This is a genomic window from Stenotrophomonas sp. S49 (assembly GCF_016624905.1).
Classification (GTDB): Bacteria; Pseudomonadota; Gammaproteobacteria; order Xanthomonadales; family Xanthomonadaceae; genus Stenotrophomonas.
The window spans coordinates 15679-27542 of sequence record NZ_JACVUD010000057.1 but is presented as its reverse complement, the minus strand read 5'-3'; the positions used below and the strand labels follow the sequence as shown (position 1 = coordinate 27542).

The following is an 11864-nucleotide window of genomic DNA, read 5'->3' as shown; positions in this document are numbered from 1 at the left end:
GCCTACACGGACGTACTTGCGGCGTCCCCGCAATCCGACACCGCCCCGCCAACCCACGGATAGCCCGCTTTTGACGTTGCTTCAGTCGAGCATGGCTCGACTCTACAGCGGTGCAGGGCGCAGCCCTGCCGAACCCCTACCACCCTCGCCGGGGTAAACTAGGCGGATGGCTTCCCGTCCCGCGCACGATCTGCTCCAACGCGTCTTTGGTTACGACGATTTCCGTGGTCCCCAGCAGGACATCGTGGAGCATGTGGCTGCCGGCCATGACGCCCTGGTCCTGATGCCCACCGGCGGCGGCAAGTCGCTCTGCTACCAGGTGCCGGCCCTGCTGCGTGACGGTTGCGGCATCGTCATCTCCCCGCTCATCGCCCTCATGCAGGACCAGGTCGAAGCCCTGCGCCAGCTCGGCGTGCGCGCTGAATACCTGAATTCCACCCTGGATGGCGAAACCGCCGCCCGGGTGGAACGCGAACTGCTGGCCGGCGAACTGGACATGCTCTATGTCGCCCCCGAGCGCCTGCTGACCGGCCGCTTCCTGTCCCTGCTCTCGCGCAGCCACATCGCCCTGTTCGCCATCGACGAAGCGCACTGCGTGTCGCAGTGGGGCCACGATTTCCGCCCCGAGTACCGCCAGCTGACCGTGCTGCACGAGCGCTGGCCGGACATTCCGCGCATTGCCCTGACCGCCACCGCCGATCCACCCACCCAGCGCGAGATCGCCGAGCGCCTGGACCTGGCCCAGGCCCGCCACTTCGTCAGCTCCTTCGACCGCCCCAACATCCGCTACACCGTGGTGCAGAAGGACAACGCGCGCAAGCAGCTGACCGATTTCCTGCGCGGCCACCGCAGCGAGGCCGGCATCGTCTACTGCATGTCGCGGCGCAAGGTGGAAGAAACCGCCGAATTCCTCTGCAGCCAAGGCTTCAATGCCTTGCCCTACCACGCCGGCCTGCCGCCGGAAGTACGCGCCAACAACCAACGCCGCTTCCTGCGCGAGGATGGCATCGTCATGTGCGCCACCATCGCCTTCGGCATGGGCATCGACAAGCCGGATGTGCGCTTCGTGGCGCATACCGACCTGCCCAAATCGATGGAAGGCTACTACCAGGAAACCGGCCGCGCCGGCCGCGATGGCGAGGCCGCCGAGGCCTGGCTCTGCTACGGCCTGGGCGATGTGGTGCTGCTCAAGCAGATGATCGAGCAGTCCGAAGCCAGCGAAGAGCGCAAGCAGCTGGAACGGTCCAAGCTGGACCATCTGCTGGGCTACTGCGAATCCATGCAGTGCCGCCGCCAGGTGCTGCTGGCCGGTTTCGGCGAAACCTATCCGCAGCCCTGCGGCAACTGTGACAACTGCCTGACCCCGCCGGCCGCCTGGGACGCCACCATTGCCGCGCAGAAGGCCCTGAGCTGCGTGTACCGCAGCGGCCAGCGCTTCGGCGTGGGCCACCTGATCGATATCCTGCGTGGCAGCGAGAACGAGAAGATCAAGCAGCAGGGCCACGACAAGCTGAGCACCTACGCCATCGGCCGCGACCTGGATGCGCGCACCTGGCGCAGCGTGTTCCGGCAACTGGTGGCGGCCAGCCTGCTGGAAGTGGACAGCGAGGGCCATGGCGGCCTGCGCCTGACCGACGCCAGCCGTGCAGTGCTGACCGGGCGCCGCCAGATCAGCATGCGCCGCGATGCCGCCAGCGCCACCGCAGGCCGCGAGCGCAGCGCGCAGCGCACCGGTCTGTCGGTGCTGCCGCAGGATCTGGCCCTGTTCAACGCCCTGCGCGGCCTGCGAGCCGAACTGGCGCGCGAACAGAACGTGCCGGCCTTCGTGATCTTCCACGACAGCACCCTGCGCAACATTGCCGAACAGCGCCCGACCTCGCTGGATGAACTGGCCCGGGTGGGCGGCATCGGCGGTACCAAGCTCAGCCGCTACGGCCCGCGCCTGGTAGAGATCGTGCGCGAGGAAGGCTAGGCGTTCTGCGTTGGCGCGCATCGCGCTCGCCGGGCGTGGCCCGGCGCTACCGCAACCCGTGCGCTGCGTCGCCTGCCGTGGTGCATGCCTTTGTAGAGTCGAGCTTGCTCGACTGCTGTTGATTCTGCGCCAAGCGCAGTCGAGCAAGCTCGACTCTACCCTCGTCCGGGTCCAACCTTGAACCATCCATTCAGGCAGAAGTGCATCCCACCCCGCTTGCCGTTAGATTGATACCCATGTCCGTCGCCTCCACCCTGCTGCGTGTCGTGCTCATGCTCAGCCTGTTGCTTAACGGGGTGAACGCGGCCATGGCCAGTGGGCACGCGCAGATGGGCCAGATGACGCATGACATGGCCACCGGGGCAGATGAACCCGACTGCCACCACCATGCGGGCATGCAGGCCGAACCGTCCCCGGAAGCCCAGGCCCCGGCCCACGACAGCCACTGCCAAATGAAGGACTGCGTGCGCAGCTGTGCCCAGCAGCCCCTGCTGGCCGTGCAGCCGCTGGCCCTGCCGGTCGGCCCGGCCTGGTCGCTGGCGCCGCCGCCCATACACGCCAGCGGGCGGCCCGCGCCGCCCCTGCCGCCCCTCTCACGCCCTCCCATCGGCTGATTCCACGCGCCTGCGGGCGCACCGCGCTTCGCTGCCGGCCCCGTGCCGGTCGTACCCGTGTTCCGGAGTCACCCATGAATACCCGTATTCCCCCCGGCCCGGGCGCCCTGCCCATGCCGTCGCGCCGCCTTTTCGTACAGGGCCTGGCCGCTGGCGGCGTGGTCGCTGGCGCCACCGCCATCGGCGTGCCGCAGCGCGCGCTTGCCGCTGCCAGCGCCACGCCGCGCCTGGCCGGCGCACCGGCCGTGCTCACCGACACCCGCGTTGAACTGGCCATCGGCGAATCGCTGGCCAACTTCACCGGCCGCACCCGCCCGGCGATCACCGTGAACGGCTCGCTGCCGGCGCCGATCCTGCGCTGGCGCGAAGGCCAGACCGTGGACCTGTTCGTGCGCAACACGCTGGACCGCCACCCCACCTCCATCCACTGGCACGGCATCCTGCTGCCGGCCAACATGGACGGCGTGCCCGGGCTCAGCTTCAACGGCATCGGCCCCGGCGAGACCTACCACTACCACTTCCAGCTGAAGCAGTCGGGCACCTACTGGTACCACAGCCATTCGATGTTCCAGGAACAGGCCGGCCTGTACGGCGCGCTGATCATCGACCCGGCCGAACCGGCGCCCTACCAGCACGACCGCGAGCACGTGATCCTGCTGTCGGACTGGACCGACATGGACCCGGGCGCGCTGTTCCGGCGCATGAAGAAGCTGGCCGAGCATGACAACTACTACAAGCGCACCCTGCCCGACTTCGTGCGCGACGTCCGCCGCGACGGCTGGTCGGCGGCGCTGGCCGACCGCGGCATGTGGGGCCGCATGCGCATGACCCCCACCGACATTTCCGACGTCAATGCGCACACCTACACCTACCTGATGAACGGCACGTCGCCGGCCGGCAACTGGACCGGGCTGTTCCGCAGTGGCGAAAAGGTGCTGCTGCGCTTCATCAACGGCGCCTCGATGACCTATTTCGACGTGCGCATACCCGGCCTGAAGATGACCGTGGTGGCCGCCGACGGCCAGTACATCCACCCGGTCAGCATCGATGAATTCCGCATTGCCCCGGCCGAAACCTACGACGTGCTGGTGGAACCCAGCGGCCAGGACGCCTTCACCATCTTCTGCCAGGACATGGGCCGCACCGGCTTTGCCGCCGGCACCCTGGCCGTGCGTCATGGCCTGCAGGCGCCGATTCCGCAACGCGACCCGCGGCCCCTGCTGACAATGAGTGACATGGGGCATGACATGTCGGGGCACGACATGGCCGCCATGAAAAGCATGGAAGGCGGCTGCGGTGCCCACATGGACCACAGCGCGCATGGCACCGCCAGCAAGGCGCCGAAGCATTCGGCCAGCGAACTGGCCAGCCCGCTGGTGGATATGCGCAGCGGCGCCACCGAACTCAAGCTGGATGACCCCGGCATCGGCCTGCGCGACAACGGCCGCCAGGTGCTGACCTACGGCGCCATGCACAGCCTGTTCGACGACCCGGATGGCCGCGAGCCCGGCCGCGAGATCGAGCTGCACCTGACCGGGCACATGGAAAAATTCGCCTGGTCGTTCGACGGCGTTCCCTTCGCCAGTGCTGAACCACTGCGGCTGAACTACGGTGAGCGCATGCGCATCGTGCTGGTGAACGACACCATGATGCAGCACCCGATCCACCTGCACGGTGTGTGGAGCGACGTGGAAAACGCCGCCGGTGAGTTCCAGGTGCGCAAGCACACCGTGGACATGCCGCCCGGCACTCGCCGCAGCTACCGCGTCCGTGCCGATGCACTGGGCCGCTGGGCCTACCACTGCCATCTGCTGTACCACATGGAAGCGGGCATGATGCGCGAAGTGAGGATCGAAGAATGAGCCGCCTCGTCTCCCGCAGTCTGTTGGCCGTGGGCCTGGCCACTGCCCTGCCCGCCTTCGCGCAGTCGCATGCCGGCCATGACATGGCCATGCCCGCAGCGGCACCGGTCGATCATTCGAAGATGGATCATTCGAAGATGGATCATTCGAAGATGGACCACGCCACGATGGGCCACGCGATGCCTGCGCCCCACGAACCCCGTGAACCCATCCCGGTCCCTACCGACGCTGACCGCGCGGCAGCCTTCCCGCCCATCAACCACGATGCGATGGAACATGCGCCGCAGATCAACAGCCTGCTGCTGATCGACCGCCTGGAACATTGGGATGGCCAGGACGGCAAGGGCCAGGCCTGGGAAGCCAGCGGCTGGATCGGCGGCGACATCAACCGCCTGTGGCTGCGCAGCGATGGTGAACGCAGCGGCAGCCGCACCGAATCGTCGTCGCTGGAAGCGTTGTACGGCCGCAGCGTCTCGCCGTGGTGGGACGTACTGGTCGGCGTCCGCCAGGATTTCCGCCCCGCCGATTCGCGCACCTGGGCGGCGATCGGCATCCAGGGCCTGGCACCGTACAAGTTCGAGAGCTCGGCCACGCTGTACCTGGGTTCCGGCGGGCAGGTGCTGGCCAAGGCCGAAGTGGAGTACGACGTACTGCTGACCAACCGGCTGATCCTGCAGCCCCTGGTGGAAGCCACGCTGGCGGCGAAGGACGAACCGGAGCACGGTATTGGCCAAGGCCTGAACAAGGTCGAGGCCGGCCTGCGCCTGCGCTATGAGTTCAGCCGCCGCTTCGCGCCATACATCGGCCTCAGCCACGAGCGCAGCTTCGGTGATGCCGCCGACCATGCCGGCGACCACGCGCGCGACACGCGCTGGGTCGCGGGCGTGCGCATGTGGTTCTAAGGCACTGCACGGCCCCGGTTCGCGCCGGGGCCGGCTACACTGCGCCACGCTTGACCACCGCCACCGCCATGTCCCTGCAGATCCGCCGCGCCACCCTGGCCGATGCCGAAGCGCTTTCGGCCATTGCCATTGCCACGTATACCGAAACCTGGGGCGACTCGTACCCGCCGCAGGAACTGGACGTCTTCCTGCAGGAACACTACGGCCTCGCGCCGCAGCGCGAAGAACTGTCCGACCCGCGCAGCGCCATCTGGTTGCTGCTGGACGGCGAACAGGTGGTCGGCTATCTGGCGGCCGGCGCCAACACCCTGCCGCACACCGAAACGCGCGACGGTGATATCGAACTGAAGCGCCTGTACATCCTGGCCGCGCACCACAACCACGGCCACGGCGCGCGCCTGATGGACGCCTTCATCGCCTGGCTGGACCAGCCGCAACGCCGCACCCTCTGGGTGGGCGTGTGGGAAGAAAACCTCGCCGCCCAGCGCTTCTACGCGCGCTACGGCTGCGAAAAAGCCGGCGAGTACGACTTCATCGTCGGCAGCACCCGCGACCGCGAACACATCCTGCGCCGCCGGTAGAGTCGAGCTTGCTCGACTGCTTCTCGCCTTTCCGCTCTTTGTAGAGTCGAGCCATGCTCGACTGCTTATCCTGCAGTCGAGCAAGCTCGACTCTACCTGCCGTTCTCAGAAATCAAACAGCTCCGACAGGAAGCTTTCCTTCTTCTTTTTCTTGTAACCCTGCCCATGCTGCCCACGGCTGTCTTCATAGCGCTGGCCCAGATGGCGGGTATCCCGGTGCACCACCTGGGCGGCCACCTGCGGCTGCGCCTGCACCGGTGCCGGCGGCGGCACCGCAGCGCCCGCAGCAGCGCTGGCCCGCTCGATGATCTTGTCCAGTTCACCACGGTCCAGCCACACGCCGCGGCAGCTGGGGCAGTAGTCGATTTCAATGCCATGGCGCTCGGCCATCTGCAGGGTCTGGGTGGTACACACTGGGCACTGCATCGGCGTCGCTCCTTTCAGTCTGTCCCTGACTGTACCTGTCTATCGATGACTGTTCGGCAACATGACCGATGGCACAGGGACTTACGGGGCGCGCGCACGCCTGGCTGGATACACACACTGCAGGTTCATCCCGCAAGGAGCGCTCGCATGAACCCCGCTTCCCACCTGCCCGCAGCCGGCCGCCTGTTGCTGGTGCTGCTGGGCGTCGGCCTCGGCCTGAACCTGCGCGACCTCAGTGCGGCAGCGGGCCTGCCCGTCCCCGCCTTGCCCATGCCGTATGGCGGCAGCCTGCTCGACAACGCCTTGGCGGTGCTGGTGGCGCTGCTGCTGGCAGCCCTGCTGCGCCCCCGTGGCATGGGGCTGGCGGCCAGCCTGGGCCTGCGCTGGAACGGCGCGCGCGGCCCGCTCTGGGTGCTGCTGACCAGTCTCATGTGCTGGCTGGGCCTGGCGGCACTGGGCACACCCAACACCGCGCTGACCGCAGTGGACGCCACGATGCTGGCCGTGCTGTTTCCGCTGGCCGAGGAAGTGCTGTTCCGTGGCCTCGGCTTCGTGCTGCTGGTGAAGATCGTGCGCGGCCCTTGGGCGGTGCTGGCGCTGCCGCAGGCGCTGCTGTTCGGGCTGGTGCACTGGCTGGGGTTCGGCGGTTTCGGGGGCGGCACCACGGCTCTGTTCGTCGGGGTGGTCATCGCGTTCGGCGGGTTCATCTTCGCCTGGCTCGACCATCTGGACGGCAACACCCTGTGGTGCGGTCTGGCCCTGCACGTTTCGATGAACCTGGCCTGGAATGTGTTCAGCCTGGACGATGCGATGGCGCTGGGCTGGCAGGCCACCAGCCTGCGCATCGGCACCGTCCTGCTGGCCGCGGCCGTATTGGGCCTGCACGCACGCCGCAGACGCGCTGTAACGTTGTCTTAGCCCGTCCTGCACACGGATATCACCCTACGGTCGAGCATACTTGCGCGCCTTTTCACCGCTGCTGTCCGGAGTTGTCGCGTCATGTTGCTGTCCAAGCGCCACGTTGAACCGCGCGTCCTGCTGATCGAGGATGCCGAAGAAACCCGCGAGCTGAGCCGCATGGCGCTGGAAAGCCAGGCCTGCCACGTGGTGGGCGTCAGCAGCGCCGAGGCCGCGCTGGGCCTGCTGGCGGCCGGTGAACGCTTCGACCTGCTATTCACCGACGTCAACCTGGGCCGGGTAAGCGGCATCGAGGCCGCCAACCAGGTGCGCGGGCTGTACCCGCAGCTGCCGATCCTGGTCACCTCGGGCATGGACCAGCACAGCGTGCTGCCGCAGCTGCGCGCGGGCATTCATTTCCTGCCCAAGCCGTACAACATGAGCGAGCTGCTGGATGCGATCCGGCTGTGCTTCCGCCACGCCGATGCCGGCGTATTGACCGGGCCGGACGCGCAGGCGGCGTAAGGCATTCATCCACGCATGGCGTGGATCTACCTGCATCCACGCCACGGCTCCGCCGTCAGTAGATCCACGCCATGCGTGGATGGCGGCAACCGTCAGCCACCGGTGTAAGGCCCCTCCCCCGGCAGCACGTCCAACAGCGCGCGGGTGATCACCCGCGGGTAGACGGTCAGGTGGTCTTCGCCGTCGATCACCACGCTGTCCACCTGCAGGTTGCGGCCACGGCGCTGCAGCTGGGTGGTGAAATCGGCCGCCTGCCGCAGCATGTCATTGCCGGTGGAATAGCGCGGGCCAGGCTTGATGGTTTCGTAGCCGCCGACCGACAGCAGCACTCGGGTCGGCTGCGCGGGAATGACGGCGGCCTCCTGCAGGCGCGGCAGCAGCCCCTGGTCGAACCACAGCGAAGGGCTGGACAGGATGTAGGTGCTGAACAGGTCCGGCTGGGTGGTCAGCACATAGGCGCCGAACAGGGCGCCATAGGAATGCCCGGCGAACGTGCGCCGGGCCGCATCGGTGCGGTAGCGCGCATCGACCAGCGGCAGCACCTGCGTGGCCAGGAAATCGCGGTAATGCGCGGCGCCGCCGTAGGTCACATCGCTACTGTAGTAGTCGGCAGGAATACGCGCCGGGTTGCTGGGCGTGTAGTCGCGCGAGCGGCTCTGCTTGGACGTCAGGCCCTCCTGCGGCGGCAATCCGACCAGGATGAAGTCCTCTATGTTCTGCCCCTGCTGCCCCACCAGGTTGCGCACGCTGCGCACCAGCGGGAAGCTGTACAGCGCATCGGTCACGTACAGCACCGGGTAGCGCTTCTGCGGGTGTTCGGCATAGCCGGCCGGCAAGGCCACCCAGATGGGATAATCGCGGCCCGCCGGATCGTGCACACGCAGCGTCTGGGTATCGGGCAGCGCCACATACGGCTGCGCCGGCGCGGCTTCGGCAACGACCGGCGCTGCGGCGGGCAGCGGGAACAAGGTGCGCAGTGCCTGCAGCGCGGCCGGGTGGTAGATCGTGGCGTGGGTTTCATCCGGCAGCGGCTGGTACTTCACCAACGGCGACGGCGAGGCCTGCTGCAGCAGCGCGGCAAGTTTCGCGCTGGCATCGGCCAGTTCCGGCTGGCCACTGCTGGCCAGGAATACACGCGGGCCCGCCTTGGCCACGGCCGGCAAGCGCTTCGGCGCCGTCGCCAGCAACGCGCCCTTGTTCCACCACAGGCTGGGGTCCAGCGCGATATAGCTGTTGAACAGCCCCGGTTCCTGCAGCAGGGTTTCCACCACGAACAGGCCCGCCAGTGATTCGCCCATCAGCGCGCGTTCGTCGGTGGTGGCGTAGCGCTGGCGCACCTGCGGCATCAGTTCGTCGCGCAGGAAGCTGCGGTAGGCCGCCGAACCGCCAATGCGCGGGGCAATCTTCTGGTCCTGCGGGTCGCTGCTGGGGCTGGTCATGTCGCGCCGGCGCTCGGTGTTTTCGATGCCCACCAGCAGGAACGGGCGCATGCCGCCGTTGCCGGTCAGCACCTGCACCAGCCCCGCCACGTGCAGGAAGTCTTCGCCAATGCCACCGTCGGGCATGTACAGCACCGGCAGCGGCGCCTTCGGGTCCAGCCCCCAGGGCTGCGGCCGGTAGACGTTGATGCGGCGGGTTTCGTCCAGCGCCTTCGATTCGATCGTGAACGTTTCGCCGATGGCCAGCGGCGCGGCGGCAGCCGACTGCGCGGGCGGCGCCGGTTCGGCCGCATGCAGCGGTGCGGCGCAGGCGGCCAGCAGCAGGAACGGAAGCACGAACAACCGCATGGTGGAATCCTTCACCGGAAATTCTTCGAGCATAACGGCCTGCGGCAGGACAGTGCTAGATTCGGCGTTCGCCCCTGCGCCTGGAGTGCCCGCATGACCCGACTGACCGCCAAGGACTTTCCCGCCGAACTGCTGGAGCTGTACGACGGTTACGTACATGGGCGCATGAGCCGCCGCGACTTCCTGGATCGCGCTGCCGCCTTCGCCGTGGCCGGTGTCACCGCCGGCACGCTGCTGGCCGCGCTCACGCCCGACTACGCGCTGGCGCAGCAGGTGTCCTTCACCGATCCCGATATCCACGCCGAATACCTCAGCTACCCCTCGCCCAACGGGCATGGCCAGGTGCGCGGCTATTTCGTACGCCCTGCCAAGCTGGAAAAGCGCCTGCCCGCGGTGGTGGTGGTGCACGAGAACCGTGGTTTGAATCCCTATATCGAAGACGTGGCGCGCCGCGTAGCCAAGGCCGGCTATATCGCACTGGCACCGGATGGCTTGAGTTCGGTTGGCGGTTATCCGGGCAATGATGATCGCGGCCGCGAACTGCAGAAGCAGGTCGATCCGCAGAAACTGATGAACGATTTCTTCGCGGCCATCGAATATCTGCGCGCGCATGCACAGGCCAGCGGCAAGGTCGGCATTACCGGTTTCTGCTACGGCGGCGGCGTCAGCAATGCGGCGGCGGTGGCCTACCCGGAACTGGACGCGGCGGTGCCGTTCTACGGGCGCCAGGCCGACCCGAAAGACGTGCCACGCATAAAGGCGCCGCTGCTGCTGCACTTCGCCGAGAAGGATGACAACGTCAATGCCACTTGGCCGGCGTACGAGGCCGCGTTGAAACAGGCCGGCACGCATTACCAGGCGTATGTGTACCCGGGCACCAACCACGGCTTCCACAACGATTCGACACCGCGCTACGACAAGGCCGCAGCGGATCTGGCGTGGGAGCGCACGCTGGCGTGGTTCCAGCGTTATCTGGCGTGAGTGGATGTAGGGCGCGCGTGTCGCGTTTGGACCGACGGCCCGCGCTCGCCCTGCACCAGCGCCTTTGCTTGGATCATGGAAGGCGCTCACAGCAGTCGCGCATTACTTCGCACTTTGCGACATATTTGAGCGCATTCCACTAGCCAGTGGCGCAGAAGCGTCCTGCGCTGTCGCGTGCTGCGCTGGCTGCACCTGCAACAATGCAGGTGCGCCTTGGGGTTGGATCTCTGATTCAGACAATTCTGATTGAAACCCAAGCGCAGGCGTAACCAACATGCAGCGCCACCGACAACGGGTGGCACCGGGCCTGCAAGCCCGGAATGACAATCAAGCACGTTGTTTACGCTCGCCCGCCGGCACCGTCTGTGGATGGTGCCGGCGGGTGATCCGTCGGCCTTCATGGTGGGCGGTGCGTGGGGGCCTTCGGGCCCGCCGGTCAATTGCTTGATGTCATTCCGGCTTGCAGCCACGCACCGCCCGCCACCCGCCCTGCGCGGTGGCACGCCTGCCCTTTTGCCGAGGACGCCGACATGACCCTACCGCCGCCGCATCCGCTGTACGCCCACCACGACAGCGTGAATGACGACGACAACCCCACCCCCGAACTCAGCACCGTCTGGGGATGCCTGAAGGGCATTCGCCGCGGCGATGCCGCAGATGGACAGCCGTGGCCGGAAACCGGATTGCCGCCCGGTCGGCAGCAGGCGCTGTCGCGGACAGAACGTGCCGCCGTTGGGCTGCTGACCGTCGCGGAAGTGCTGCATGCCGCCGAGCGTTGTCGGCTGACCGGAACACCTGGGCAGCATCTGGATGAGGGTGTGGTGGACGGCTTGTTCCTGGCCCTGCGAGGACTGGCAGAGAAGGTGTGTGGGGAGATCCGGCCGCCCGCCTAGTGCTCGCGTCTCGGCGCAACCTTGGAGCCTCCATGGGGCTCGAAGGCCACATGTGTAGCTCGCCAGAATGCGAGGCAATGGGGGTATCAAGTGAGTAGGAACAAACACGTTGGCTCAAACGTCGACGACGTTCTCGAATCGGAAGGATTGCTGCACGAATCGGCAGCCGTTGCTCTGAAGCGGGAGTTTGCATGGCAGGTTGTCGACGCAATGACGGCGACGAACACCGGCAAGGCGGCCTTGGCGAAGCGCATGCACACCAGTCGTTCTCATCTGAACCGGATATTGGATGAATCCAATACAGGCCTCACGCTGAGAACCCTCAGTAGAACCGCTACCGCCTTGGGCTATCAAATCAAAGTCAATCTTGTTGCGGCCGAGTGAAGGAAGACACAGACCGGAACAGGCGCCACCATTGGGTGAG

The 11864-nt window shown here is 66.9% G+C and carries 12 protein-coding genes and 1 pseudogene; 10 read left to right on the top strand and 3 right to left on the bottom strand.

The window, feature by feature from the left end; genetic code table 11:
* Window positions 1-166 precede the first annotated feature (166 nt).
* From recQ to IAE58_RS12980, 5 genes are all read left to right on the top strand, one after another.
* Window positions 167-1972 (top strand): DNA helicase RecQ, encoded by a 1806-nt coding sequence (recQ, locus tag IAE58_RS13000; protein WP_199933462.1) that lies wholly within the window; start codon window positions 167-169, stop codon window positions 1970-1972.
* A gap of 236 nt (window positions 1973-2208) precedes the next feature.
* Window positions 2209-2586: a CopL family metal-binding regulatory protein gene (locus IAE58_RS12995; RefSeq protein WP_199933461.1), complete on the top strand. Its 378-nt coding sequence runs from the start codon at window positions 2209-2211 to the stop codon at window positions 2584-2586.
* Between the two features lie 74 nt (window positions 2587-2660).
* On the top strand, window positions 2661-4448 hold the full coding sequence (locus tag IAE58_RS12990) for a copper resistance system multicopper oxidase (protein ID WP_199933460.1): 1788 nt from the start codon (window positions 2661-2663) through the stop codon (window positions 4446-4448).
* The gene (locus IAE58_RS12985; protein ID WP_199933459.1) at window positions 4445-5350 is read left to right on the top strand and encodes a copper resistance protein B; all 906 of its coding nucleotides are present in this window, start codon (window positions 4445-4447) and stop codon (window positions 5348-5350) included. Before IAE58_RS12990 ends, IAE58_RS12985 begins: the two co-directional genes overlap by 4 nt.
* A 68-nt stretch (window positions 5351-5418) precedes the next feature.
* On the top strand, window positions 5419-5931 hold the full coding sequence (locus IAE58_RS12980; protein WP_199933466.1) for a GNAT family N-acetyltransferase: 513 nt from the start codon (window positions 5419-5421) through the stop codon (window positions 5929-5931).
* A 105-nt stretch (window positions 5932-6036) separates the two neighbouring features.
* On the opposite strand, the gene IAE58_RS12975 is transcribed toward IAE58_RS12980, so the two are convergent.
* Window positions 6037-6357 (bottom strand): zf-TFIIB domain-containing protein, encoded by a 321-nt coding sequence (locus tag IAE58_RS12975; protein ID WP_199933458.1) that lies wholly within the window; start codon window positions 6355-6357, stop codon window positions 6037-6039.
* 147 nt (window positions 6358-6504) lie between these two features.
* Between IAE58_RS12975 and IAE58_RS12970 the strand changes: the two genes are divergently transcribed.
* Both IAE58_RS12970 and IAE58_RS12965 read left to right on the top strand, forming a co-directional pair.
* Window positions 6505-7275 carry a CPBP family intramembrane glutamic endopeptidase gene (locus IAE58_RS12970; protein ID WP_199933457.1) on the top strand — a complete coding sequence of 257 codons (771 nt, stop codon included), beginning with the start codon at window positions 6505-6507 and terminating at the stop codon, window positions 7273-7275.
* 81 nt (window positions 7276-7356) lie between these two features.
* The gene (locus tag IAE58_RS12965; protein ID WP_108750836.1) at window positions 7357-7779 is read left to right on the top strand and encodes a response regulator; all 423 of its coding nucleotides are present in this window, start codon (window positions 7357-7359) and stop codon (window positions 7777-7779) included.
* A gap of 92 nt (window positions 7780-7871) precedes the next feature.
* Here the strand turns inward: IAE58_RS12965 and IAE58_RS12960 are convergent, their stop codons facing one another.
* Both IAE58_RS12960 and IAE58_RS19995 read right to left on the bottom strand, forming a co-directional pair.
* Complete coding sequence (locus IAE58_RS12960) at window positions 7872-8738, bottom strand: alpha/beta hydrolase-fold protein (RefSeq protein WP_325166855.1); 867 nt, start codon at window positions 8736-8738, stop codon at window positions 7872-7874.
* Window positions 8721-9566 (bottom strand): annotated as a pseudogene (locus IAE58_RS19995) (alpha/beta hydrolase-fold protein); the annotation flags it as partial. The gene IAE58_RS12960 and the pseudogene IAE58_RS19995, both read right to left, overlap by 18 nt.
* A gap of 93 nt (window positions 9567-9659) precedes the next feature.
* On the opposite strand from IAE58_RS19995, the gene yghX reads away from it, so the two are divergent.
* The 3 genes from yghX (at window position 9660) to IAE58_RS12945 (ending at window position 11824) form a co-directional block, all read left to right on the top strand.
* Window positions 9660-10547, top strand: a complete 888-nt coding sequence (gene yghX / locus IAE58_RS12955) for a YghX family hydrolase (RefSeq protein ID WP_199933456.1) — start codon at window positions 9660-9662, stop codon at window positions 10545-10547.
* Between the two features lie 530 nt (window positions 10548-11077).
* The gene (locus tag IAE58_RS12950) at window positions 11078-11440 is read left to right on the top strand and encodes a hypothetical protein (RefSeq protein ID WP_199933455.1); all 363 of its coding nucleotides are present in this window, start codon (window positions 11078-11080) and stop codon (window positions 11438-11440) included.
* Between the two features lie 90 nt (window positions 11441-11530).
* Window positions 11531-11824 (top strand): XRE family transcriptional regulator, encoded by a 294-nt coding sequence (locus IAE58_RS12945; RefSeq protein ID WP_199933454.1) that lies wholly within the window; start codon window positions 11531-11533, stop codon window positions 11822-11824.
* Window positions 11825-11864: the final 40 nt, after the last annotated feature.